At 67.1% G+C, this 25432-nt stretch carries 21 protein-coding genes; 3 read left to right on the top strand and 18 right to left on the bottom strand.

Going from position 1 to position 25432, the window contains the following annotated elements:
• Positions 1 to 35: 35 nt before the first annotated feature.
• On the bottom strand, positions 36 to 4739 hold the full coding sequence (locus CFB45_RS01845) for a glutamate synthase-related protein (RefSeq protein ID WP_089424321.1): 4704 nt from the start codon (positions 4737 to 4739) through the stop codon (positions 36 to 38).
• A gap of 289 nt (positions 4740 to 5028) precedes the next feature.
• Positions 5029 to 5742 carry a transposase gene (locus CFB45_RS01835; protein ID WP_006477151.1) on the bottom strand — a complete coding sequence of 238 codons (714 nt, stop codon included), beginning with the start codon at positions 5740 to 5742 and terminating at the stop codon, positions 5029 to 5031.
• 193 nt (positions 5743 to 5935) lie between these two features.
• On the opposite strand from CFB45_RS01835, the gene CFB45_RS01830 reads away from it, so the two are divergent.
• A complete protein-coding gene (locus CFB45_RS01830) occupies positions 5936 to 6661 on the top strand; it encodes an OmpW/AlkL family protein (protein WP_089424320.1) in 726 nt (241 codons plus the stop codon).
• 170 nt (positions 6662 to 6831) lie between these two features.
• Here the strand turns inward: CFB45_RS01830 and ugpQ are convergent, their stop codons facing one another.
• The 12 genes from ugpQ to CFB45_RS01770 form a co-directional block, all read right to left on the bottom strand.
• Positions 6832 to 7605 carry a glycerophosphodiester phosphodiesterase gene (ugpQ, locus tag CFB45_RS01825; protein ID WP_089424319.1) on the bottom strand — a complete coding sequence of 258 codons (774 nt, stop codon included), beginning with the start codon at positions 7603 to 7605 and terminating at the stop codon, positions 6832 to 6834.
• 28 nt (positions 7606 to 7633) lie between these two features.
• Entirely contained in the window at positions 7634 to 8719 is a 1086-nt protein-coding gene (locus CFB45_RS01820; protein ID WP_089424318.1) for a sn-glycerol-3-phosphate import ATP-binding protein UgpC, read from the bottom strand.
• A gap of 32 nt (positions 8720 to 8751) precedes the next feature.
• Complete coding sequence (gene ugpE / locus CFB45_RS01815; protein WP_039366729.1) at positions 8752 to 9597, bottom strand: sn-glycerol-3-phosphate ABC transporter permease UgpE; 846 nt, start codon at positions 9595 to 9597, stop codon at positions 8752 to 8754.
• Positions 9594 to 10478 (bottom strand): sn-glycerol-3-phosphate ABC transporter permease UgpA, encoded by an 885-nt coding sequence (ugpA, locus tag CFB45_RS01810; RefSeq protein WP_089424317.1) that lies wholly within the window; start codon positions 10476 to 10478, stop codon positions 9594 to 9596. Before ugpA ends, ugpE begins: the two co-directional genes overlap by 4 nt.
• Before the next feature lie 102 nt (positions 10479 to 10580).
• The gene (ugpB, locus tag CFB45_RS01805) at positions 10581 to 11915 is read right to left on the bottom strand and encodes a sn-glycerol-3-phosphate ABC transporter substrate-binding protein UgpB (RefSeq protein ID WP_089424316.1); all 1335 of its coding nucleotides are present in this window, start codon (positions 11913 to 11915) and stop codon (positions 10581 to 10583) included.
• Between the two features lie 90 nt (positions 11916 to 12005).
• The gene (locus tag CFB45_RS01800) at positions 12006 to 13214 is read right to left on the bottom strand and encodes a deoxyguanosinetriphosphate triphosphohydrolase (RefSeq protein WP_089424315.1); all 1209 of its coding nucleotides are present in this window, start codon (positions 13212 to 13214) and stop codon (positions 12006 to 12008) included.
• 41 nt (positions 13215 to 13255) lie between these two features.
• Positions 13256 to 14335, bottom strand: coding sequence for a 3-dehydroquinate synthase (gene aroB / locus CFB45_RS01795; protein WP_089424314.1), 1080 nt, complete (start codon positions 14333 to 14335; stop codon positions 13256 to 13258).
• Positions 14332 to 14886 (bottom strand): shikimate kinase, encoded by a 555-nt coding sequence (locus CFB45_RS01790; RefSeq protein ID WP_089424313.1) that lies wholly within the window; start codon positions 14884 to 14886, stop codon positions 14332 to 14334. The genes aroB and CFB45_RS01790 overlap by 4 nt, the downstream gene beginning before the upstream one ends.
• A 40-nt stretch (positions 14887 to 14926) precedes the next feature.
• Positions 14927 to 16558 carry a type IV pilus secretin PilQ gene (locus CFB45_RS01785; protein ID WP_089424312.1) on the bottom strand — a complete coding sequence of 544 codons (1632 nt, stop codon included), beginning with the start codon at positions 16556 to 16558 and terminating at the stop codon, positions 14927 to 14929.
• On the bottom strand, positions 16555 to 17424 hold the full coding sequence (locus CFB45_RS01780) for a pilus assembly protein (protein WP_089424311.1): 870 nt from the start codon (positions 17422 to 17424) through the stop codon (positions 16555 to 16557). Before CFB45_RS01780 ends, CFB45_RS01785 begins: the two co-directional genes overlap by 4 nt.
• Positions 17421 to 18029: a fimbrial protein gene (locus CFB45_RS01775; RefSeq protein ID WP_089424310.1), complete on the bottom strand. Its 609-nt coding sequence runs from the start codon at positions 18027 to 18029 to the stop codon at positions 17421 to 17423. The genes CFB45_RS01780 and CFB45_RS01775 overlap by 4 nt, the downstream gene beginning before the upstream one ends.
• On the bottom strand, positions 18026 to 18952 hold the full coding sequence (locus tag CFB45_RS01770) for a competence protein ComA (protein ID WP_089424309.1): 927 nt from the start codon (positions 18950 to 18952) through the stop codon (positions 18026 to 18028). The genes CFB45_RS01775 and CFB45_RS01770 overlap by 4 nt, the downstream gene beginning before the upstream one ends.
• 226 nt (positions 18953 to 19178) lie before the next feature.
• Here CFB45_RS01770 and CFB45_RS01765 point away from each other — a divergent pair, with 226 nt between their 5' ends.
• Positions 19179 to 21563 (top strand): penicillin-binding protein 1A, encoded by a 2385-nt coding sequence (locus CFB45_RS01765; protein ID WP_089424308.1) that lies wholly within the window; start codon positions 19179 to 19181, stop codon positions 21561 to 21563.
• Between the two features lie 91 nt (positions 21564 to 21654).
• On the opposite strand, the gene cyaY is transcribed toward CFB45_RS01765, so the two are convergent.
• The gene (cyaY, locus tag CFB45_RS01760; RefSeq protein ID WP_069246934.1) at positions 21655 to 21984 is read right to left on the bottom strand and encodes an iron donor protein CyaY; all 330 of its coding nucleotides are present in this window, start codon (positions 21982 to 21984) and stop codon (positions 21655 to 21657) included.
• 36 nt (positions 21985 to 22020) lie between these two features.
• Here cyaY and lptM point away from each other — a divergent pair, with 36 nt between their 5' ends.
• Complete coding sequence (gene lptM / locus CFB45_RS01755) at positions 22021 to 22299, top strand: LPS translocon maturation chaperone LptM (protein ID WP_081421163.1); 279 nt, start codon at positions 22021 to 22023, stop codon at positions 22297 to 22299.
• Positions 22300 to 22377: 78 nt separating this feature from the next.
• On the opposite strand, the gene msrQ is transcribed toward lptM, so the two are convergent.
• From msrQ to ccsB, 3 genes are all read right to left on the bottom strand, one after another.
• Positions 22378 to 23064 carry a protein-methionine-sulfoxide reductase heme-binding subunit MsrQ gene (gene msrQ, locus CFB45_RS01750; protein ID WP_089424307.1) on the bottom strand — a complete coding sequence of 229 codons (687 nt, stop codon included), beginning with the start codon at positions 23062 to 23064 and terminating at the stop codon, positions 22378 to 22380.
• Between the two features lie 20 nt (positions 23065 to 23084).
• Positions 23085 to 24080, bottom strand: a complete 996-nt coding sequence (gene msrP / locus CFB45_RS01745; RefSeq protein WP_089424306.1) for a protein-methionine-sulfoxide reductase catalytic subunit MsrP — start codon at positions 24078 to 24080, stop codon at positions 23085 to 23087.
• A 158-nt stretch (positions 24081 to 24238) separates the two neighbouring features.
• Complete coding sequence (gene ccsB, locus CFB45_RS01740) at positions 24239 to 25429, bottom strand: c-type cytochrome biogenesis protein CcsB (protein WP_071335435.1); 1191 nt, start codon at positions 25427 to 25429, stop codon at positions 24239 to 24241.
• Positions 25430 to 25432 lie beyond the last annotated feature (3 nt).

Raw genomic sequence — 25432 nt, 5'->3', positions numbered from 1 at the left:
CATGCGCGCGCGGCATTCGCTATGTCGTTCGTCGCTCAGGCGGCCAGTTCTTCCTTCGCCGCCTTCTTCGCACCGATCTCGCCCAGCGCGCGCTTGTATTCGTGCGGGAACACCTTCACGAACTGGCGGCGCGCCGCGTCCCAGTTTTCCAGCAGCGACTTCGCGCGCGGCGAACCCGTGAACTGGAAATGACGCTCGACGAGCCCCTTGAGCAGCGCTTCGTCCGTCGTGCCTTCGTGCCAGAGCGCGCGGTCGACCGTGCGCTCCTGCTCGGCCTGCTGCAGCACCGGCTCGAGCGCGACCATCGACTTGTTGCACTTCGCCGCGAACGTGCCTTCCGGATCGTAGATGTACGCGAGACCGCCCGACATGCCGGCCGCGAAGTTGCGCCCGGTCTCGCCGAGCACGACGACCGTGCCGCCCGTCATGTATTCGCAACCGTGGTCGCCCGTGCCTTCGACGACTGCCGTCGCACCCGAGTTGCGCACGCAGAAGCGCTCGCCCGCCACGCCGCGGAAGAACGATTCGCCTTCGATCGCGCCGTACATCACCGTGTTGCCGCAGATGATGTTTTCCTCGGACTTGCCGCGGAAGTCGTTGGTCGGGCGGATGATGATCCGGCCGCCCGACAGGCCCTTGCCGACGTAGTCGTTGCCGTCGCCGACGAGGTCGAGCGTCACGCCCTTCGCGAGGAACGCGCCGAAGCTCTGGCCGGCCGTGCCCTTCAGCTGGATGTGCACCGCATCGTCGGCCAGGCCGTCGTGGCCGTGCTTCTTCGCGATCACACCCGACAGCATCGCGCCGACCGTCCGGTTCACGTTGCGCACCGGCTGGATGAACGACACATGCTCGCCGTTCTCGATCGCGGCCTTCGCCTTCTCGATCAGCACGTGGTCGAGCGCACGCTCGAGGCCGTGATCCTGCACGTCGACGTGACGCGGCGCGACGTCCTCGCATTCTTCCGGCTGGTAGAACACGCGCGAGAAGTCGAGGCCCTTCGCCTTCCAGTGCTCGATGCCCTTGCGGGTGTCGAGCAGGTCGGCGCGGCCGATCAGGTCGTCGAACTTCGCGACGCCGAGCTGCGCCATGATCTCGCGCACTTCCTCGGCGACGAAGAAGAAGTAGTTCACGACGTGCTCGGGCTGGCCCTTGAACTTCGCACGCAGCACCGGATCCTGCGTCGCGACGCCGACCGGGCACGTGTTCAGGTGGCACTTGCGCATCATGATGCAGCCTTCGACGACGAGCGGCGCCGTCGCGAAGCCGAATTCGTCCGCGCCGAGCAGCGCGCCGATCACGACGTCGCGGCCCGTCTTCATCTGGCCGTCGGCCTGCACGCGGATGCGGCCGCGCAGGCGGTTCAGCACCAGCGTCTGCTGCGTTTCGGCCAGGCCGAGTTCCCACGGCGTGCCCGCATGCTTGACCGACGACAGCGGCGACGCACCCGTGCCGCCGTCATGGCCGGCGATCACGACGTGATCGGCCTTCGCCTTCGCGACACCGGCCGCGACCGTGCCGACGCCCACTTCCGACACGAGCTTCACGGAGATGCTCGCGCTCGGGTTCACGTTCTTCAGGTCGTGGATCAGCTGCGCCAGATCCTCGATCGAGTAGATGTCGTGGTGCGGCGGCGGCGAGATCAGGCCGACACCCGGCACCGAGTAACGCAGCTTGCCGATGTATTCAGACACCTTGTGGCCCGGCAGCTGGCCGCCTTCGCCCGGCTTCGCGCCCTGCGCCATCTTGATCTGGATCTGGTCGGCCGACGCGAGGTACTCGGCGGTGACGCCGAAGCGGCCCGACGCGACCTGCTTGATCTTCGAGCGCAGCGAATCGCCGTCCTTCAGCGGAATGTCGCTGACGATTTCATCGCCGATCACCGACTTCAGCGTCTCGCCCGACTTGATCGGAATGCCGCGCAGTTCGTTGCGGTAACGCTTCTCGTCCTCACCGCCTTCGCCGGTGTTCGACTTGCCGCCGATCCGGTTCATCGCGATCGCAAGCGTTGCGTGCGCTTCGGTGCTGATCGAACCGAGCGACATCGCGCCCGTCGCGAAGCGCTTGACGATGTCCTTCGCCGGTTCGACATCGTCGATCGGGATCGCCTTGGTCGGCTCGACCTTGAACTCGAACAGGCCGCGGAACGTCATGTGACGCTTGGTTTGGTCGTTGATCAGGTGCGCGTATTCCTTGTACGTCTGGTACGAGTTGCTGCGCGTCGCGTGCTGCAGCTTCGCGATCGAATCCGGCGTCCACATGTGGTCTTCGCCACGCACGCGGTACGCGTACTCGCCGCCCGCGTCGAGCATGTCGCGCAGGACCGGGCTGTCGCCGAACGCGTCGCGATGCAGGCGGATCGCCTCTTCCGCGACTTCGAACAGGCCGATACCGCCGACCTTCGACGCCGTGCCCTTGAAGTACTTCTCGACGAGGTCGCTCGACAGGCCGAGCGCTTCGAAGATCTGCGCGCCCGTGTACGACATGTACGTCGAGATGCCCATCTTCGACATCACCTTCTGCAGGCCCTTGCCGACTGCCTTCGTGAAGTTGTAGACGGCCTTCTCCGGCGACAGGTCGCCCGGCAGCCCTTCGGCCATCTTCGCGAGCGTTTCCATCGCGAGGTACGGGTGCACGGCTTCCGCGCCATAGCCCGCGAGCAGCGCGAAATGGTGCGTCTCACGTGCGGAGCCCGTCTCGACGACGAGGCCCGTGCTCGTGCGCAGCCCCTGCTGGACGAGGTGCGAGTGGATCGCCGACGTGGCGAGCAGCGCCGGAATCGCGACATGCTCGGCGTCCGTCTTGCGGTCCGACACGATCAGCATGTTGTAGCCCGACTTCACCGCGTCGACGGCTTCCGCGCACAGCGACGCGAGGCGCGCCTCGATGCCTTCCTTGCCCCACGCGACCGGGTAGCAGATGTTCAGTTCGTACGCGCTGAACTTGCCGCCCGTGTACTGGTCGATCGCGCGGATCTTCGCGATGTCCTTGAAGTCGAGCACCGGCTGCGACACTTCGAGACGCATCGGCGGGTTGATGTTGTTGGTGTCGAGCAGGTTCGGCTTCGGGCCGATGAACGACACGAGCGACATGACCATGTTCTCGCGGATCGGGTCGATCGGCGGGTTCGTGACCTGCGCGAACAGCTGCTTGAAGTAGTGATAGAGCGTCTTGTTCTTGTTCGACATCACCGCGAGCGGCGAGTCGTTGCCCATCGAACCGACGGCTTCCTCACCCTGCTGCGCCATCGGCGCCATCAGGAACTTCAGGTCCTCCTGCGTATAGCCGAAAGCCTGCTGGCGGTCGAGCAGCGCGGCGCCCTGCGTGCGGCCGGCCGCGACTTCCTCGGCCTTCGGCTCGATCTCGTCGAGCTTGATGCGCACGGCGTCGATCCAGCTCTTGTACGGCTTCGCGTTCGCGAGGTTGTCCTTCAGTTCCTTGTCGTCGATGATGCGGCCGTGTTCCATGTCGATCAGGAACATCTTGCCCGGCTGCAGGCGCCACTTCTTGACGATCTTCGATTCGGGGATCGGCAGCGTGCCGGCTTCCGACGCCATGATGACGAGGTCGTCGTCGGTGACGATGTAGCGCGCCGGACGCAGGCCGTTACGGTCGAGCGTCGCGCCGATCTGGCGGCCGTCGGTGAACGCGATCGCGGCCGGGCCGTCCCACGGCTCCATCATCGCGGCGTGGTATTCGTAGAACGCGCGGCGGTTCTCGTCCATCAGCGTGTGCTGTTCCCACGCTTCCGGGATCATCATCATCACCGCGTGCACGAGCGGGTAGCCGGCCATCACCAGCAGCTCGAGACAGTTGTCGAACGACGCGGTATCCGACTGGCCCGGGTAGATCAGCGGCCACAGCTTCGGCAGATCGTCGGCGAGCACGTGCGATGCGATCGCGCCGGTACGCGCGTTCAGCCAGTTCACGTTGCCCTTCACGGTGTTGATCTCGCCGTTGTGCGCGATCATCCGGTACGGGTGAGCGAGCTCCCACGCCGGGAACGTGTTGGTCGAGAAGCGCTGGTGCACGAGCGCGAGCGCCGACACGACACGCGCGTCCTGCAGGTCGCGGTAGTACACGCCGACCTGGCCCGCGAGCAGCAGCCCCTTGTAGACGATCGTGCGCGCCGACATCGACGGCACGAAGTATTCCTTGCCGTGCTTGAGCTTCAGCGCCTGGATGCGGTGGCTCGCCGTCTTGCGGATCACGTACAGCTTCCGCTCAAGCGCGTCCGTCACCATGATGTCCTTGCCGCGGCCGATGAAGATCTGGCGGATCAGCGGCTCGCTCGCCTTGACCGTCGGCGAAATCGGCATCGCATGGTCGACCGGCACGTCGCGCCAGCCGAGCACGACCTGGCCTTCCGCCTTCACCGTTCGCTCGAGCTCCTGCTCGCACGCGAGACGCGATGCGTTTTCCTTCGGCAGGAAGATCATGCCGACCCCATATTCACCCGCCGGCGGCAGATTCACGCCCTGCTTCGCCATTTCCTCGCGATAGAACGCGTCCGGAATCTGGATCAGGATGCCCGCGCCGTCGCCCATCAGCGGATCAGCGCCGACCGCGCCACGATGATCGAGGTTCTCGAGGATCTTCAGGCCCTGCTGAATGATCTCGTGGCTCTTCTTGCCCTTGATGTGAGCGACGAAGCCGACGCCACAGGCGTCGTGTTCGTTTTGCGGGTCATACAGACCTTGTGCGGCGGGCACCGCGGCGAGCGGCTGCTGGTGGTCGTTCATGGGGACACCGTCGTAAAGGGGGCCTGGAGGCCGTTGAACCATTTTCTTGTTGCCGTCGATCCCGCTCCCGACGGGAGACGGCGCGGCCGACCGTGGATGGGCATGCTTCGCCCGGGCCACCGGAATTCGGAATATACGCGACGAATCAAAGGAATAGCAACAAAAACCGCTTGATCGAGCCCCAATAAAATGGATGCCTCGATCTGGTGCCGTTTTATTGGGGCCGTATCGTTTTGGTGCAAAAAGAAGCGGCGCCCGCAGCGCCGCCTCCTGAACCGCCATTCCTGCGTTACTGCTGGATCGGCGGCGTGTTTTCACGCACCTTTCTGGGGCGTCCGCGCGGCAGCGGCGACACGCGCCGGTTCGCGGTACGCGCCGCCCACTCGCGATAATTCTCGCCGCCGAGCACCCAGCCCTTCAACGTCGCCTGCTGCAGCTGGTCGGCCTGGCGCTCGTCGAGCGGCTGCTCGCACAGCTCCTTGTACGCGCGCTGGCGGTCGAACGGCGTATTGCCGAGCGCCCAGTAGAGCGGATGGTCGGTGATCAGGCTGTCGACGGTGAGCCCGACGTGGTGCCGGTAGCTCGACCAGCGATAGGCCTCGGGCGTCGCGACGAGCTGCGCGCGCACCGGGCTCATCTCGACCACGCGGCTCGCGAGCAGGAAATAGCGCTCGCCTTCGATCACGGTCGCGCGATAGCGGCCTTCCCACAGGGTGCCGCGCCGCGAATAGCGCCGGTTGAAATGCGCGACGTAGCGGCGACCGACGGCCTGCATCGCTTTCGGCAGGCTCGCTTCGTCGCTCGGCGTCACGAGCAGTTGCACCTGGCGGGGCAGCAGCACGTAGGCGTGCACCGACAGGTGATGATCGCGCGCGGCGGCCTTCAGGCAATCGATGAAGAGTTCGTAGTCCTGGTCGTCGACGAACGCGGGTTGCTGATCCAGGCCGCGCAGTATCACGTGCTGCGGCTGGTCGGGAACGTAGAGTCGTGCTAACCGTGCCATGCTGAATGTCCGTTTGAACGCGTTAGGAAATACCCGGGGGTCCGAAAATGCGCACCTGCGTAGAATGCCTGTCCCCGCTGGGCGCGAAAGCGTACGGTCGTACGAAACCTAGGGAGAAAACTCTAACTTACGAGCTTGTTTGGTTTTAAACGCAGTCGTCATAATGAGCACGCCTTTGATCGGAGGAGACACAATGAAACGAAAACTGGCCATTACGGGGGCCGCAGCGCTCGCATTCGCGGGCGGTACGGCACACGCACAATCCGCAGGTGATTTCTACGTCAGCACCGGCTGGCTGCACCTTGCGCCGCAGGACAGCAGCGACCCGCTGTTCGTCTACCGCGTAGGCGGCACGCCCATCAACCAATCCATTCCCAACACCGGCGCGGGCATCAACGACGCCGACACGCTGGGGCTCGCGGCGGGCTACTTCGTCACCGACCATATCTCCACCGAGCTCGTGATGGGGATACCGCCGAAGTTCGACATTACCGGCAAGGGTCAGTTCGATAGATTCGGCGTACTCGGCCGCGCGTACCAGTGGAGCCCCGCCGTCTTGCTGCGCTACCACTTCAACGACGCCAATGCGAAGTTCCGTCCGTATGTCGGTGTCGGCGCGACGTATGTCTGGTTCACCGGCGCGAAGATCACCAACGGCTCGTTCGAGAACGGCGTGCTCGGCGGCCCGACCAGCGCGACGACCAGCAACCAGTGGGCGCCCGTCTTCAACGCCGGCTTCACGTACAACTTCACGAAGCACTGGTTCGCGGGGCTGTCGCTCTCGTACATCCCTGTCAGCGTGACCGCGACCTTCACGACGGCCCGCCGGACGCCGGTCGGCACCCTGACCGAAACGTCGAAAGCGAAGATCTCGCTGAACCCGATCGTCACGTACCTGAACCTCGGCTACCGCTTCTAAGCGTAGTCGAATATTTGGGGAATGGTTAATCCTGCTGCAATTTGTAGCGGATTTTTCGTGACGTAACGTCTCCACGATGCGAAACGCCCCGGCGGGAATCCCGTCGGGGCGTCGTTTTTTCGCATCAGGCACGTTCCTGACACCGGTTTCGCCGGCCGTTGTCGCGCCCGTCAGGGGATGGCGATGTCGTCCAGCGCTGCCGGGCCGATCAGGTCGATCCGGTCCGTGCAGACTGCGTCGACGCCCCAGCGTGCGAGTTCGCGTGCCCGCTCGAGGTCATTCACCGTGTAAACCAGGATGCGCAGCCCGGCCGCCTTGATCGCGCGCACGAGCGGTTCGTCGAGCTGTGTGTGGTCTGCATGCAACGAAACGCAGCCGAGCGCGCCGACGACCTGCGCATGCCAGTCGTCCGGCACGGACTCGTAGAGCATTCCGCGCGGCAGCGCAGGCGCCGTCGCGCGTGCCTGTTGCAGCGCATCGAACGAGAACGACGACAGGAGCGGCGGAACCGCGGCATCACGCCAGTACACGGCCGCGTCGGCCGCCACGCGCTGCCCGGTCTCAATCTCGCGCCCCGGGCACGGCTTGATCTCGACATTCGCTGCCAGCCCGTGGGCGAGGCAGCGCGCCGCCGCCGCCTCGAGCGTCGGCATCCGCTCGCCCGCGAAGCGCGCGTCGCGCCACGTGCCCGCATCGAGCGCGGCCAGCGCGTCATAACGCATGCGCGCCGCCGCGCCGTGACCGTTCGACGTGCGGTCGACCGTGTCGTCGTGCAGCAGGAACGTCACGTCGTCGGCGGACAGCTTCGCGTCGAACTCGACCATCCGGTGGCCACGGCGCGCGCCCTCGTCGAGCGCGGCGAGCGTGTTCTCCGGCGCGAGCGTGCCGCCGCCGCGATGGGCGACGACGCGCGGATAAGGCCACCAGTCGGTACGGGTCGTCATCGTCGGTCTCTCGGCAAGGTCAGCAGGGTCAGCCGGCACGCTTGCCGGTCTCGGGATCGAAGAAATGCAGCCGGTGCGCCGGCAGCGCGGCCGCCAGCGCCGTGCCGCGCGCGGGACGGTCCGCGTGCGGCAGGCGCACCGCGACGTCGTGACTGCCCCAGCGGCCGTGCGCGAGATTGTCCGCGCCGAGCAGCTCGCACGAGTCGACCGGCAGCGTCGCCTGCGCGACGCCCGGCTGCGGCGTCATGTGTTCGGGACGCACGCCGAGCACCCAGTCGCGCCCGGTGGCGATCGCCGCGCCGATGCCGGGCGCGCCCGCGACCGGCAGCGCGGGGCCGCCGCCCGCGACCGTAAACGTCGCGCCGTCGTCCGACAGCCGGCCGTGCATCAGGTTCATCGCCGGCGAGCCGATGAAGCCCGCGACGAACACCGTCGCCGGCTTCTCGTACACGTCGACCGGCGCGCCGATCTGCTCCGCGTAGCCGCGGTTCATCACGATCACGCGCTGCGCGAGGGTCATCGCCTCGATCTGGTCGTGCGTTACGTAGACGCTCGTCGTCGCGAGCCGCGCATGCAGCCGCTGGATCTCGAGCCGCATCTGCACGCGCAGCTTCGCGTCGAGGTTCGACAACGGCTCGTCGAACAGGAACACCGACGGCTCGCGCACGATCGCGCGCCCCATCGCGACACGCTGCCGCTGGCCGCCCGACAGCTCGCGCGGCCGCCGCGCGAGCAGCGGCTCGAGTTCGAGGATCTTCGCGGCAGCCGCCACCCGCGAATCGATCGTCGCGCGCTCGATCCCGCGGATCTTCAGCCCGTAGCCCATGTTCTGCGCGACCGTCATGTGCGGGTACAGCGCATAGTTCTGGAACACCATCGCGATGTCGCGATCCTTCGGCTCCAGCGCGTTGACGACACGCTCGCCGATCGCGATCTCGCCGTCCGTCACCGTCTCGAGCCCCGCGATCATCCGCAGCAACGTCGACTTGCCGCAGCCCGACGGGCCGACCAGCACGATGAATTCGCCGTCGGCGATCTCCACGTCGATGCCATGCAGCACGTGCTGCTTGCAGTCGTAGGATTTCCTGACGCCCTTCAAGCTCAGCGCAGCCATTCTTGGTCTTTCTCCCGGTTGCCGTCCGTCATTCATTTCTCGGAATCGACGAGGCCGCGCACGAACCAGCGCTGCATCGCCAGCACGACGACGAGCGGCGGGATCATTCCCAGCAGCGTCGCCGCCATCACGTATTGCCATTCGGTCGCGGCGTCGCCGCTCGCGATCATCGTCTTGATGCCCACCACTGCCGTCGACAGCGAGGCCTCCGTCGTGATCAGGATCGGCCACAGATACTGGTTCCAGCCGTAGATGAACGTGATCACGAACAGCGCCGCGATGCTCGTCTTCGACAGCGGCAGCACGACGTCCCAGAAGAACCGCAGCGGCCCCGCGCCGTCGATGCGCGCGGCGTCCATCAACTCGTCGGGCAGCGTCATGAAGAACTGGCGGAACAGGAACGTCGCGGTTGCCGACGCGATCAGCGGCAGCGTGAGCCCCGCGTAGGTGTTCGTCAGGTGCAGCGTCGACACGACCTGCACGGTCGGGAAGATCCGCACTTCCACCGGCAGCATCAGCGTGACGAAGATCAGCCAGAACGCCGTGTTGCGGAACGGGAAGCGGAAATAGACGATCGCGTACGCGGACAGGATCGACACCGCGATCTTGCCCACCGCGATGCCGAGCGCCATCGCGAAGCTGTTCACGAGCAGGCGGCCGAACGGCGCGGTCGTGCCGCCGCTGCCATGCCCCCAGATGTACGCGACGTTCTCGAACAGGTGCGTGCTCGGCACGAGCGACAGCGGCACCGTGAACACTTCCTGCGCGTTCATCGTCGCCGCGCAGAACGCGACGTAGACGGGAAACACGATCAGCACCACACCCGCGATCAGCACCGCGTGGCAGAACAGGTCGAAGCCCTTGCGATTTTCGATCATGCGTATTGCACCCTGCGTTCGACGAAGCGGAACTGGATCACCGTGAGCCCGACGACGATGATCATCAGCACGACCGACTGCGCGCCCGAGCTGCCGATGTCGAGCCCCTGGAAGCCCTCCGCGAAGATCTTGTAGATCAGCGTCTTCGTGCTCTGCGCCGGGCCGCCGCCGGTGGCCGCGTCGATCACCGGGAACGTGTCGAAGAACGCGTAGACGAGGTTCACGACCAGCAGGAAGAAGCTGGTGGGCGACAGCAGCGGCAGCACGATGTTGAAGAAGCGCCGCACCGGCCCGGCGCCGTCGATCGCGGCCGCCTCGATCAGCGAGCGCGGGATCGCCTGCAGACCCGCGTAGAAGAACAGGAAGTTGTAGCTCACCTGTTTCCACACCGACGCGAGCACGACGAGGAACATCGCCTGGCCGCCGTTCAGCGCGTGGTTCCACACGATGCCGCTCTTCGCGAGCGCATAGGTGATCAGGCCGATGCTCGGGTTGAACAGGAACGCCCACAGCACGGCGGCGATGGTCGGCGCGACCGCGTACGGCCAGATCAGCAGCGTGCGGTACACGCGCGCGCCGCGGATCACGCGATCGGCGCACGCGGCGAGGACCAGCGACACGACGAGCCCGCTCACCGTGACGAGCGAGCTGAACACGAGCGTCGTGCGGAACGAATCGAGATACAGCGGATCGGCGAACAGGTGCGTGAAGTTCGCGAGGCCGACGAATTCGCTCGACGTGCCGAACGCATCCTGCATCTGCGTCGACTGCCATAGCGCGACGCCGGCCGGCCACAGGAAAAACACGGCGGTGATCGCGAGCTGCGGCGCGATCAGCAGGTACGGCAGCAGGCTCGTACCGAAACGGGAACGGGATTGCATCGCGGAGATCCGGTCAGGCGCAACGGAAAGGGGGCATGCCGCCGGCCGGCACGCGCATCCGCACTGAATGCGACGCGGCCGGCGGCACGGTGCGATGCGTGCTCAGCCGCCCGACTTCTCGAAGCGGCGCAGCAGTTCGTCGCCGCGCGACGCGGCCGAATCGAGCGCGTCCTTCGGCGACTTCTTCTGCGCCCAGACCTGTTCGAACTCCTCGTCGACCACCGTGCGGATCTGCGGCATGTTGCCCAGGCGCAGCCCCTTCGTGTACGGCAGCGGCGGCTTGTTCAGCATCTGCTTGATCGCGGTTTCGGCGCTCGGGTTCTTCGCGTAGAAGCCCTGCTGGCGCGTGAGGTCGTACGCGGCGGTCGTCACGGGCAGGTAGCCCGTGTCCTGGTGCCACTTCGCGGCGACCGCCGGCGAGGCCAGGTATGCGAGGAATTTCGCGACGCCCTTGTAGGTCGCCGGATCCTTGCCCGCCAGCACCCACAGGCTCGCGCCGCCGATGATCGCGTTCTGCGGAGCGCCCTTCACGTTCGCGTCGTACGGCATCATGCCCGTGCCGTAGCTGAACTTCGCGAACTTCTGCACGTTCGCGAGCGCGCCCGACGACGTCGTCAGGATCCCGCAGTCGCCGCTGTAGAACTTCGCCGACGCCTCATCCTTGCGCCCCGCGTACGTGAACGTGCCGTCCTTCGCCATCTGCTGCAGGAACGAGATGTGCGCAATCTGCTGCGGCTTGTTGAATTCGAGCGCCGCGTCGGTACCGTCGAAGCCGTTGTTGCGGCTCGCGAACGGCAGCCCGTGCCACGCGCTGTAGTTCTCGAGCTGGATCCAGCCCTGCCAGCCGGTCGTGAAGCCGCACGCCATCCCCGACTTGCGCAGCTTCTCGGCATCGGCCTGCACGTCGGCCCACGTCTTCGGCGGCTGGTTCGGGTCGAGGCCGGCCTTCTTGAACGCGTCCTTGTTGTAGTACAGCACCGGCGTCGAGCTGTTGAACGGCATCGAGACGAGATGGCCCGTCTTCGCGTCGCTGTAGTAGCTCGCGATGGTCGGCACGAACGCCTTTTCGTCGAGCGGCACGCCGGCCTGCTTGAACACGTCGTAGACGGGCACGACGGCCTTCTTCGCCTGCATCATCGTGGCCGTGCCGACTTCATAGACCTGGAGGATCGCCGGCGCGTTGCCGCTGCGATAGGCGGCGATGCCGGCCGCGAGCGCCTGGTCGTAGGTGCCCTTGAAGACCGGCACGATCTTGTAGTCGCTCTGCGACGCATTGAACTGGTCGGCGATCGCATTGACCCGCTCGCCGAGCGCGGCCTCCATCGCATGCCAGAACTGGATTTCCGTCGCGGCGAGCGCCACGTGCTGTACCCCGAACATCAGCGCGCCGCCGAGCGCGATCGAACGAACCAGTGTCCCCGCAGGCTTCTTCTTCATCGACCTCTCTCCTATGAAAACGTTACCAACAGCGTGTGCAACATTCCCGTCGCCATTGAACCGGCGAAGTCTAGTGATCGTTTGTGACAGTCAGTTGTCGCCGATGACGAACAGGCGCTGATACTCCTTCAGCGCGAAGCGGTCGGTCATGCCGGCGATGTAGTGCGCGACGAGGCGCGGCTGCTGCGCGGTATCGTCGGACTGGTATGGCGGCGGCAGCAGGCGCGGATCGTCGATGAACGCATCGAACAGGCCGGTGACGACGCGCTGCGCCTTGCTCGCCATGCGCATCACCTTGTAGTGGCGATAGAGGTTCTTGAAGAGGAAACGCTTGAGGGCGGCCGCCTGGGCGGCGACCGTTTCGCTGTGCGACACGAGCGGCGGCGCGGCGCGCACGTCGTCGAGCGATGCGGGTGCGACACGCGCGAGATTGCGCGTCGTCTCGTCGATCAGGTCGACGATCAGCGTGTTGATGATGCGGCGCACCGTCTCGTGCACGAGACGACGGCCCTCGAGGTGCGGGAATTCGGCGAGCGCCGCCTCGTAGTGGCGCTGCCACAGCTCGACTTCCGCGAGCTGCTCGATCGTGATCAGGCCGGAACGCAGGCCGTCGTCGACGTCGTGGTTGTTGTACGCGATCTCGTCCGCGATGTTGGCGAGCTGCGCTTCGAGCGACGGCTGGCGGCCCTGCAGGAAGCGCTCGCCGAGCGCGCCGAGCTTGCGCGCATTCTCGCGCGAGCAGTGCTTCAGAATGCCTTCGCGCGTCTCGAAGCACAGGTTCAGCCCGTCGAACGCGCCGTAGTGCTCCTCGAGCTCGTCGACGACCGCGAGGCTCTGCAGGTTGTGCTCGAAGCCGCCATGCTCGCGCATGCAGGCATTCAGCGCGTCCTGCCCGGCATGGCCGAACGGCGTATGGCCGAGGTCGTGCGCGAGCGAGATCGCCTCGACGAGATCCTCGTTCAGGCGCAGGTTGCGCGCGACCGAGCGCGCGATCTGCGCGACTTCGAGACTGTGCGTGAGACGGGTGCGGAACAGGTCGCCTTCGTGATTGACGAAGACCTGCGTCTTGTATTCGAGCCGGCGAAATGCGGTCGAATGGACGATGCGGTCGCGGTCGCGCTGAAATTCGGTGCGCGCCGCCGGCGGTGCTTCCGGATGGCGACGGCCGCGCGACTGCGACGCGTGTGCGGCATACGGAGCGAGATGGGCTTCCAGCGCCGCCAGCGTCGGCGGCTCGGCCACCGGCGCAGCAGACGCGTGGCCGGCTTCGGGCAGTGTGCTGCTGGATGTCTCGCTCACGTCTCCTCCATGTCAGGGGCGCCGGGGCATCCGGGCCGCCGTTAGCGGGTGGTCTGCGCCAGTGTGGCGAACACGGCTTCGTCCGGCGCCTGCGTGATCAGCGTATCGCCGAATCGCTTCAGCAGGATGAACTTGATCGCGCCGGCCTCCGCCTTCTTGTCGACGCGCATCAGGTCCATGTAGCGCGCATCGCCGAGCGCGGGCCCGCGGGTCGGCAGGTGCGCGGCCGCGATCACCGCATCGAGGCGCTGCCGCGACGCTTCGTCGAGCAGGCCGAGCCGCACCGACAGGTCACCCGCCATCACCATCCCGCAACCGACCGCCTCACCGTGCAGCCACTCGCCGTAGCCGAGCCCGGCCTCGATCGCATGGCCGAACGTGTGGCCGAAATTCAGGATCGCGCGCAGGCCGCCTTCGCGTTCGTCGGCCGCCACCACGCTCGCCTTGATCTCGCACGAGCGCTTCACCGCATGCGCGAGCGCAGCCGGGTCGCGACGGTTCAGCGCGTCGACGTTCGCCTCGATCCAGTCGAAGAATTCCGCATCGGCGATCGCGCCGGTCTTGATGATCTCGGCGACGCCGGCCGCCAGTTCGCGGTCGGGCAGGGTCGTCAGCGCGCCGATGTCCGCGATCACGGCCTGCGGCTGGTAGAACGCGCCGATCATGTTCTTGCCGAGCGGGTGGTTGATGCCCGTCTTGCCGCCGACCGACGAGTCGACTTGCGACAGCAGCGTCGTCGGCACCTGGATGAACGGCACGCCGCGCATGTAGCATGCGGCCGCGAAGCCCGTCATGTCGCCGATCACGCCGCCGCCGAGCGCGACGAGCGTCGTCTTGCGGTCCGCGCGGTCGGTCAGCAGGCCGTCGAAGATCAGGTTCAGCGTTTCCCAGTTCTTGTACGCCTCGCCGTCCGGCAGCACGACCGTCGACACGCGCTTGCCGAGCGGCGCCAGCGCCGCACGCAGTGCGTCGCCATAGAGCGGATCGACCGTCGTGTTCGTGACGATCGTGACGGACGAGCCCTTGATATGAGGCGCGAACAGCTCGGCGCGGCCGATCAGGCCGGCGCCAATGTGAATCGGATAGGCGCGCTCGCCCAGGTCGACGTTGACAGTAATCATGCTTGTAGCGGCTTGGCGATGACGCCGGCCAGTTCGAGTTGCATCAGCACCATGTTGACGAGACCGTTGACCGACGGACGGCCGGTCTCGATGACGAAATCCGCGCATTCGCGGTACAGCGGGTCGCGTACCTCGTACAGCGCTTCGAGACGCCCCTTCGGATCTTCGGTCTGCAGCAGCGGGCGGTTCTTGTCCTTGCGCGTGCGCAGCCACAGATCGTGCGGATTGGCGCGCAGGTAGACGACGATGCCGTGGTTTTTCAGGCAGTCGCGGTTTTCCGGGCGCAGCACCGCGCCGCCGCCCGTCGCGAGCACGATGTTCTCGCGCTGCGTGAGATCGGCGATCACCTGCGTTTCGCGATCGCGAAACCCGGCCTCGCCCTCCATCTCGAAGATCACCGGAATGCGCGCGCCCGTGCGGGCCTCGATTTCGTGGTCGGAGTCGAAGAACGTCCTGTCGAGACGACGCGCGACCGCACGGCCCACGGTGGTCTTACCCGCTCCCATAAGGCCGACGAAAAATACGTTTGCATGTGGGTCCCGCGCTTGCAACGGCTTCCTCTGCTTCAATCTTGCTGGTGTGTGGCGCAGCTTACTGGCAAAGCGGCTGCCTTGTCGAGCCTGCGCCGGCGGCTTCCGGCCCCGTTTTCTCGGCATCCGCGCTGACCGCGCCGCGCGCATTGCAGCGCGCATCGACGACGGTCGGCGTGATGAAGACGACCAGTTCGTTACGCTGATCGCGTTGCGCGCGGTGCCGGAAAAGCGCGCCCAGTAACGGTATTTTGCCCAAGAGCGGCACGCGCGTCACATCGTTCCGGTTCAGTTGTTCATAGATCCCGCCGATCGCGACCGTCCCGCCGTTCTCGACCTCGACGCGCGTCTGGACGTGCTTCGTGTGAATCGCCGGGCCGGCCGCCGTCGGCTCGCCGATGCTGTCCTTCGTCACGTCCAGGTCGAGCACCACGCGCCCGTCCGGCGTGATTTGCGGCTCGACCTCCAGTTTGAGCGTGGCCCGGCGGAACTGCACGCCGCTCACGCCGTTGCCGACCTTCGCCTGGTACGGCAACTCCGACCCCTGTTCGACGATGGCCTTGACGCGATCGGCGGTCACCACGCGCGGGCTCGAAACGATCTGGCCCCGCCCCTGTGCCTCGAGCGCGCTCAGTTCGACATCGAGCACACGGCTGAGCGGCGCGGCGAACAGCGTGAAGCCGGCGGTTGCCGCTTCGAAGCCGCCGAGCGGCCGTGCAGCCAGGTCGAGCGCATTGCGGGCACCGGTCGCAAACGTGGCGCTCTCGCCCGACGGCGGCCGCTCCTGCGCGCGCAGCGCGACGCGTGCGCCGAGATTGCGCGAAAAGCCCTGCTCGCCCTCGACGATGCGGGCCTCGATCCGGACCTGCCGCGACGGCCGGTCGATCGCCTCGATCAGGCTCGCGACCTGGTCGAGACGCGGCGCGAGATCGGTGACGAACAGCAGGTTCGTGCGCGGATCGGCCGCCGCTGCGCCACGCTTCGACAACAGGCGCTGGCCGGTCGCGCCGGCCAGCAGTCGCTGCACGTCCTGCGCGCGCGGGTAGTGCAGCGCGAACGTCCGGCTCGCAAGCGGCTCCAGATCGGCGGCCCGCGCGTGCATTTCGAAGCGCTCGCGTTCGCGGGCGGCCAGTTCGACCGCCGGCGTGACCCATATCACGTTGCCCCGCCGGGTCATCGCGAGCGCGTGTGTGTCGAGTAGCGTGTCGAAGGCATCGCGCCAAGGGACATTATTCAGACGTAACGTGACGGTGCCGCGCACCTGCTCGCTGACGACGATATTGAGCCCCGTGAACCGCGCGAACGCGTCGAACGCAGCCGCGAGCCCTGCGCCCTGCAGATTCAGCGAGATCCGCCGCGTGTCGTCCGCATCGCCCGGTTGCCGGGCCGCAACGTCGCCCATCCGGGCCGGCGGCGCCAACGGGATCGGCGGCCCTTCCAGCCCGGGTGCCGGGGTGGCGGCCTCAGCCTGAAGCGCCGCGCGCGCCGCCTGATCGAACGGCGGCGGGCCGACCTCCGTCGATACGGTGTGATCCGCACCGTCCACCCCGCCTTGTGGCAACGGCAGGCCCGGCACCTGCGTATCCAACGATGCGGCAGGCCAGACGGCCGGCAGCGGCGGCAATGACGCGCTTGCACTGGCCGCGGTCAATCCGGCCCAAACGGCGAGCACCCGGCATCCGTGCTTGATCATGGCCGCCTCCCGTCGTCCAGCGTGACCCGGTACGCGCCGTCCGCCGTTGCGAGTGTCACGGCGACGGGATCGATTCGCACCACCCGCGCGGCCCCGAGGGTGTCGCCGGGAACCACGGCCGTGAACGCGCCGTCACCATCGTCGAACAGCGCGAGACCTGCATGACCGTCGCGAATCGTGCCGGCCAGGCGGACAGCCGCCCCCTGCGCTTCGGACGAACCGGCCTCGCCGAACGGATCGGCGCCGGGTGCGCCGGCCAGAACCGACGTCTCCCCGCCCGTGGACGTTGGCGCCGGCAACGCCGGAAACACGTCGACGGACATTTCCACGCGCGCGGCCTCCTTTCCCCGTTCGACACGCAGCGCGGACGGCACTGCCAGCACCGGGAAGCGGGCCAGCCCGCCGACCATCTGCAGCAACGCGTGAAAGTGGCCCTCCGCGACGATGCGCACCGTGCGCCTGCCGTCCGGCACTGCGCCATCGGCGCGCAACGGTTCGATCGATACGTCGCGCAGCCCGCTCGACGCGGCGCGATCCGCCAGTTCCAGCATCAACGCAGCACATTCCGGCGTACCCGGCGAGCGATCGCCGTGTGCCGCCGCCGGCTGCACGCCGCGTTGCCGTGCAGCGGCAGCCAGGACACGCCGCGCATCGGCCTCCCGCGTCTGCGCCGCGGCGAGCAACGCGCGGCTATGTGCAAGCCCGCTCCAGTCGGCGGCATTCGCCAGATGAATGCCGCCCGCCAGCACGGCCGCGAATGCGAGCCCGCAGCCTGCGATGTGCGCAGCCGCCGGCGACACACGCCGCATGCCGCCTCGCCATCCGTCGCTGCGCAGTGCGGACCGATGCGCGAGCACCGCCGTCATGCGCCACCTCCCGATGCATTCCGGGATGCCATCTTGTCGTGCCAGCGCAGCTGGACCGAGAACCGGAACGGCATCCCGCCTGTCACGACCGGAGCACCGGAAGCAGGCTTCAACGCATCGATATCGATCCGCCAGCCACGTTGCTCGCGTGCCATCCCCGCGAGCCATCGCGCGGCCGCCCGGTAGCTCGCGGCGCGCGCATCGATCACGGCACCGGCCGACGTCGTGCGCAGCGCGTCGAGCCGGACGGTGCCGTCGCGCATCTGTGCCAGTGTGGCCAGCAGCCCTGCGACGTGCCGATAAGGCGCGGCGAGCGCGGCCGCCTGCGCGTCGCGTTGCGCGGCAACGGCCGCAGCCTTGGCAGCGCGTGTCGCGGCCCCCACCTGCGGCTGCAACTGCCGCAGCCGCGCCTCCACACTCGCGCGCTCGGCATCCACGCGCCACCGCGCCCCGGTGGCGGCGCCCGTCCACAGGCCGGCGCCGAGCACACCGAGCAGAATCGCCGCACCGCACTGCGCCGCCCGGCGACGTCGCAACGCCTGCGCCAGCCGCTCGCGGTACGGCAGCAGGTTGAAGCCGCCCGGCTCCGCACGACGGGCCGTCATTCCCACACCCCGCGCAAGGCCAGCCCGAATGCGACAGCCCATGCCGGGCCGCCCGGCATGCCGGCGGCCGGACACGGTTGCCCACTCCAGCCGGTGCAGTCGAACGACACCGCAACCGCGCCGAGCACGTCGCCAATCTCGGCGACGGATGTGTCGAAGCGGGCGATACACCGCTCGTCCCCAGCCACGAGTACGCAACACACGGCCCCGAGCGCGCGCTGGCGCAATGCATCGGAAAACGCCCCCGGCACGGCGCCGGACAGCGTCAGCACCGGTACGGCCAACGGGCCGTCGATTCGCCAGCCGTGCACGCCCGAGTCATGAAACCAGAGCGCCGCGTAGGGGCCCGCCTGCGCGTCGGGTTCGAATTGCGCGGCATAGCGCAACGCACGCAGCGCCGCGGCCGACTCGCCGTCGACCACCGTCAGGTCGACACCGGCCTGGGCGGCCACGTCGATCCGGCGTTCGAGCAGCGCCAGCGGGGCCACGGCAATCTCGATCTCGCCGGCTCCCGCGCCGCCCTCCTGCCGCCAGTCGAACGCGAGACTGTCCGGCGCCAGCCCCGAGATGCGCTCAGCCGCCTGCCGCGCGGCGTCCTCGACGTCGGCCCGCCCGGCCAGATCGAGCGTTGCGGTACGCATCTCGTCATCGTGCAACGCCATCACGCCGCGCGCGTCGCACCGCACCCCGGCCGCCGACAGCCTCGACACGGCGGCGGCCAGCGCACGCGCAACCGCCGCCCAGCGCGCATCCTCCGGCCCGCCCGCCAACCCGACCGGCTCCCGCTCCAGCCCCTCGACGCACACCTCCGCGCCCCGGCCGCGCCGGCTCAGCACGGCCACCCTCACCTCGTCCGCACCGACGTCGATTCCCGTCGACCGTTGCCCACCCTGCGCAAACCGCGCTCGCCATCGTCCCGCCATCCCAGCCTCCCGAAATCGTCGCGGCCCATGCCGCGTTTCCGAGACCTGATTCTGCAAATCGGCGCGTGCGGCCGACAGTCGGCCTAACGGCCAGCATCCGCTCGCGACGGCCATGCACGGGCTATGCTGGAAGCACGCCGGACCGCGTCTTCGCGGCGGGCGCCCCCCGCGTCAGGACCGGTCTTACCGGGCAGCTATAATCGCGGGACTGTTTTCCGGTATGCCTATGCAATCCACGACTCCTACGTCCCCGCCTCCCGCCCCGGAGCCGAAGAAGCGGCCCTGGTGGCAAAAAGTCCTGCTCGGATTCGCCACGATGTGCGTCGCGCTCGTCGTGGCCGGCGGCCTCGTGCTCGGCTACGCGCTCGTCGTTGCGTGGCCGAACATGCCGTCGCTCGACGCGCTGACCGACTATCGGCCGAAGGTGCCGCTGCGCATCTATACGTCCGATCACGTGCTGATCGGCGAATTCGGCGAAGAGCGCCGCGACGTCGTCCATTTCAAGGACGTGCCCGACTCGCTGAAGAAGGCGATCCTCGCGATCGAAGACGCGCGCTTCTACGATCACGGCGGCGTCGATCTCACCGGCATCGTCCGCGCCGGCATCGTCGCGCTGACGAACGGCCATGCGTCGCAGGGTGCGAGCACGATCACGATGCAGGTCGCGCGCAACTTCTTCCTGTCGAGCGAGAAGACCTACACGCGCAAGATCTACGAGATGCTGCTCGCGTACCGGATCGAGCGTGCGCTGACGAAGGATCAGATTCTCGAGGTCTACATGAATCAGATCTATCTCGGCCAGCGCGCGTACGGCTTCGCGAGCGCCGCGCGGGTCTACTTCGGCAAGGACCTGAAGGACATCTCGCTCGCCGAAGCCGCGATGCTTGCCGGGCTGCCGAAGGCGCCGTCCGCGTACAACCCGGTCGTGAACCCGAAGCGCGCGAAGGTGCGCCAGGAATACATCCTGCAACGGATGCTCGAGCTGAACTTCATCTCGCGCGAGCAGTACGACGAGGCCGTCGCACAGCCGCTCGTCGTCAAGGGCCCGGGCCGCGATTTCAGCGTGCACGCCGAGTACGTCGCGGAAATGGTCCGACAAATGATGTACGCGCAGTACCGTGAGGAAACCTACACGCGCGGCTTCAACGTCGTCACGACGATCGACTCCGCGGATCAGCAGGTCGCGTACACCGCGCTGCGCAAGGGCATCATGGATTACGAACGCCGGCACGGCTATCGCGGGCCGGAAGGCTTCATCGAGCTGCCGGCCGGGGCCGACGACCGCGAACAGGCGATCGACGATGCGCTGCTCGAACACCCCGACAACGGCGAACTGATCGCCGCGGTCGTCACGGCCGCCAGCCCGCGCCAGATCACGGTCGCATTCATCGACGGCAGCAATGCGACGATCGAAGGCGACAACCTGCGCTTCGCGTCGGGCGCGCTGTCGGCCAATGCACAGCCGAATCGCCGCATCCGCCCGGGCGCGATCGTCCGCGTCGTGAAGAACGACGCCGGCAAATGGTCGATCACGCAGTTGCCGCAGGTCGAGGGGGCATTCCTGTCGATCGTCCCGCAGGACGGCGCGATCCGCTCGCTCGTGGGCGGCTTCGACTACAACAAGAACAAGTTCAACCACGTCACACAGGCGTGGCGGCAGCCGGGTTCGTCGTTCAAGCCGTTCATCTATTCGGCGTCGCTCGACAAGGGCCTCGGGCCGGCCACCGTGATCAACGACGGCCCGCTGTATTTCAGCGCCGCCGAAACGGGCGGCCAGCCGTGGGAGCCGAAGAACTACGGCGGCGGCTTCGAAGGCCCGATGTCGATGCGCACCGCGCTGCAGCGCTCGCGCAACCTCGTGTCGATCCGGATCCTGAACCACATCGGCACGAAGTACGCGCAGCAGTACATCACCCGCTTCGGCTTCGACGCCGAACGCCATCCGGCCTACCTGCCGATGGCACTCGGCGCGGGCCAGGTCACGCCGCTGCAGATGGCGGGCGCGTACTCGGTCTTCGCGAACGGCGGCTACCGCGTCAATCCGTACCTGATCGCCGAAGTCACCGATCCGAACGGCGCGATCGTCGTGCGTGCGCAGCCGCTCGTCGCCGAGCAGAATGCGCCGCGCGCGATCGACCCGCGCAACGCGTACGTGATGAACAGCCTGCTGCAGAGCGTCGCGCAGCGCGGCACGGGCGCACGGACCAACGTACTGAAGCGCACCGACCTCGCGGGCAAGACCGGCACGACGAACGACTCGCACGACGCGTGGTTCGCCGGCTACCAGCACACGCTCGCCGCGATCGCGTGGATCGGCTACGACAATCCGCGCAGCCTCGGCGATCGCGAAACGGGGGGCGGCCTGTCGCTGCCGGTCTGGATCGACTACATGGGCGCCGCGCTGAAGGGCGTGCCCGAGTTCAAGCCGACGGTGCCGGACGGCGTCGAATCGCTCGGCGGCGAGCTGTACTTCACCGAGTTCGCGCCGGGCCACGGCTTCGTGTCGACGGTCGGCGTACCGCAGGCACCGGCCGCGCAGAACGTCGACGCCACCGTGCCGCACGTCGACGAGCAGGAAAAGCAGGACATCATGAACCTGTTCGCGCACTGACCACCGGCCCGGACATGAAAAAAGCGCCCCGCGGGGCGCTTTTTCTTTGGCACGACGCGTCGACGCGCAGCCCCGGCTGCGGCCTGGGCGGTTACGGCGCGCTGAACGTGATCGGCAGGCCGGCCTGCTGCGTCGCGTATTCGGTGAGCGCCGAGAAAAACTCGGTGCCCGTGCGCGTATCGCGCCATTCGCCGTCGATGAAACGGTAGTGGAAACCGCCCGCCCTCGCGGCGATCCACACTTCCTTCATCGGCGGCTGCAGGTTGACGATGATCTTCGAGCCGTTCTCGAACGTCAGCGTCAGGACGCTGCCGTTGCGCTCCAGATCGATGTCGTGATCGCCGTCGTTGGCGTCGTCGACGGTACGCTCGACGGCCGCCAGCACGGCCTCGGCACGGGTCAGGTATTCGGTATCGGACATGCTAAACTCTATCGGTTCAATTGTTCAGGGACGATCATGCGAGTCGTTTTCCGGATGAGCGCGATTGTAGCGGCTTTGGCGATTCTTGCCGGCTGCGGTCAAAGCGGCGCGCTCTATCTGCCCACCGTGCCTCCGATGCCCAAGCCGCTCCAGCAGCAGGACACCCCGCCGTCGGACGTGAAGCCGACCGATGAAAACGCGTCGTCCGACAGTGTGCCCGATTCGTCCGGCACGCCGCTCACGCTGTCACCCGAATTGTCGAGCAGCGCATCGTCCATGCCTGCACCGGCGTCGAGCCCGGCTGTCGCGAAGTAACGACGCGCCACCTGCACGGCTCACGAAACAAGGCGATGACTTCCCGGTCATCGCCTTTTGTTTTTTCAGGCTGCGCCGTCACGCGCGCACGCGCCGCCATCCCCATGCAATGAGCCGCCAGCCGAGCAGCACGGCGACGATTCCCGCATACAGCTTCGGCTGCGCCAGATTGTGCTTGCCGGCTCGCATCCACCAGAAGTGCAGCACGGCGAACAGCGCGATCGCGTAGATCGCGCTGTGCAGCGTCGCCCATTGGCGGCCCAGGCGGCGCACCATCGCGCGCGGCGACGTTGCCGCGAGCGGAATCAGCAGCACGAACGCGGCAAAACCGACCGTGATGAACGGGCGCTTGCCGACGTCCTTCAGGATCGCGACGACGTCGAACCACTTGTCGAACCACAGGTAGGTCGTGAAGTGCAGCGTCGCGTAGAAGAACGCGAACAGCCCAATCATCCGGCGAAAGCGCAGCAGCGCCGCGAACCCCGTCATGCGTCGAAGCGGCGTGACGGCGAGCGTGATGCACAGGATCACGAGCGTCCAGAGACCCGTCGAGCGCGTGATGAACTCGATCGGATTCGCGCCGAGCCGGTCGGTCAGCCCGAACAGCACGAGACGGGCGAGCGGATAAAGACCGGCCGCGAAAACCAGCACCTTGGCCGGCGCGAGCCAGCGCGGTGCGGCGGGACGGACCGCGCCGCGCCGTGCGGCACGTGCAGCCTGGCCGGCGCCGGCTGTGGGCGCGGCCGTCAGCGTCGAAGGGGGCATGTCGTTTCTCACCGTCGCCCTCAGAAATTCTTCTTCAGGTCCATGCCCTGATACATCGACGCGACCAGGTCGCCGTAGCCGTTGAACATCAGCGTCTTGCGCTTCGGCGTGAAAAAGCCATCCTCGCCGATGCGCCGCTCGGTCGCCTGGCTCCAGCGCGGATGATCGACGTTCGGGTTCACGTTCGAGTAAAAGCCGTACTCGTTCGACGCGTACGTGTTCCAGCTCGTCTTCGGCTGCTTGTCGACGAAGCGGATCTTCACGAGCGACTTCGCGCTCTTGAAGCCGTACTTCCACGGCACGACGATCCGCACCGGCGCGCCGTTCTGGTTCGGCAGCACCTGCCCGTAGACGCCCATCGTCAGCAGCGTCAGCGGATTCATCGCCTCGTCCATCCGCAGCCCTTCCGAGTACGGCCAGTCGAGCACGGGCGTCGAGAGGCCGGGCATCTGCGACGGATCGGCCAGCGTGATGAACTGCACGTATTTCGCGTTGCCGGTCGGCTGCACGCGCTTGATCAGCTCGGACAGCGGCACGCCGATCCACGGGATCACCATCGACCAGCCCTCGACGCAGCGCAGCCGGTACACGCGCTCCTCGAGCGGCGCGAGCTTCAGCAGTTCGTCGAGATCGAACACCTTCGGATGCAGCACCTCGCCCTCGACGCTCACCCGCCACGGGCGCGGCCGCAGCGTGCCGGCGTTCTGCGCGGGGTCGCTCTTGTCGGTGCCGAATTCGTAGAAGTTGTTGTAGGTGGTGATGTCCTTGAACGGCGTCACCTTGTCGGCCGCGACGAACTTCGGATTCGTCTTCGCCGCAAGCTTCGCGGCCCGCGCATCGGGCGACGCATAGGCGGCCAAGGCTGCGCCGCTGCCACCGAGCAACCCGCCCGCCGCCGCGAGGCCGGCCGCCTGCAATACGCGCCGCCGGTTCTCGAACACCGCACGCGGCGTGATGTCGCCGGGCGCAATATCGCCGCCGGTCAGTACGTTCCGCAAAGGGCGTTTGATCCACATCGTGCTGCTCCTCCTGCCTGCGCCGCGCGCAGTTTCATGAGCGTTCGACCCGGCCCGTCTTGCGCCGTTCGACGTCCGGACCGCCCGCCCGTTACAAAAGAAAACCGCCGGGCACGCAGTGCACCGGCGGTCTCATAGTCGGACGAACAGCGGAAATCTTACAGCTTGCCGTAGCTGTGCAGCCCGGACAGGAACATGTTGACGCCGAGGAACGCGAAGGTCGTCACGAGCAGGCCCGTGAGCGCCCACCATGCGGCCACCGTGCCGCGCAGGCCCTTCATCAGGCGCATGTGCAGCCACGCCGCGTAGTTGAGCCACACGATCAGCGCCCAGGTTTCCTTCGGGTCCCAGCTCCAGTAGCCGCCCCATGCTTCGGCGGCCCACAGCGCGCCGAGGATCGTCGCGATCGTGAAGAACGCGAAACCGACCGCGATCGACTTGTACATCACGTCGTCGAGCACGTCGAGCGTCGGCAGGCGATCGGCGAGCACGCCGCGCTCCTTCATCAGGTATGCGACCGACACCATCGCCGACAGCGCGAAGCTGCCGTAGCCGATGAAGTTCGCCGGCACGTGGATCTTCATCCACCAGCTTTGCAGCGCCGGCACGAGCGGCTGGATCTGCTGCGCGTCGCGCGCGACCGAGTACCACATCAGGAAGCCGACGGCCGCGCTGATCACCAGCAGCACGAACGCGCCGAGCGCGCGCGTGCCGTAGTGGCCTTCGTAATACAGATAGAGCAGCGCAGTGATCAGGCTGAACAGCACGAACACTTCATACAGGTTCGATACCGGAATGTGCCCGACGTCCGCCCCGATCAGGTAGGACTCGTACCAGCGCACCATCAGGCCGGTGAAGCCCATCAGCACGGCGACCCACGTGAGCTTCTGGCCGATCGCGGAGCCCGACGCCGAGCGCGCGAGCAAGCCGATCCAGTAGAAGATCGTCGCGAGCACGAACAGCGCGCTCATCCACAGGATCGCGGACTGGCTCGACAGGAAGTACTTGAGGAAGAACGCCGAATCGGCGCGCGCGAGATCGCCCTGGTAGATCTGGATCGACAGCAGCGCCAGCACGGCGATCGACGCCATCATCAGCCGCGCGGGCTTCCAGCGCCAGCCGAGCGCGATGAGCGCCGGCACGGTGCCGATCATCACCGCCTTGTCGTAGTAATCCATGTGCGCGTTGTAGTGCACGAGCGCATAGCCCGCGCCCACCACGAGCGCCAGTGCGAACAGCCAGTCGAGCAGCGACAGGCGCGCGAGGAACGGACGGTCGTCGAACAGCGGCGCCGTCACCGGAGCCTGGGCCGACGCCCGATGGGAAGAGGAGACTTGCGTGAGATCCATGAT

The sequence above is a fragment of the Burkholderia sp. HI2500 genome (assembly GCF_002223055.1).
In the GTDB taxonomy this organism is placed as follows: domain Bacteria; phylum Pseudomonadota; class Gammaproteobacteria; order Burkholderiales; family Burkholderiaceae; genus Burkholderia.
The sequence above is the reverse complement of the archived record's forward strand: the minus strand, read 5'-3'. Positions and strand labels throughout refer to the sequence as shown.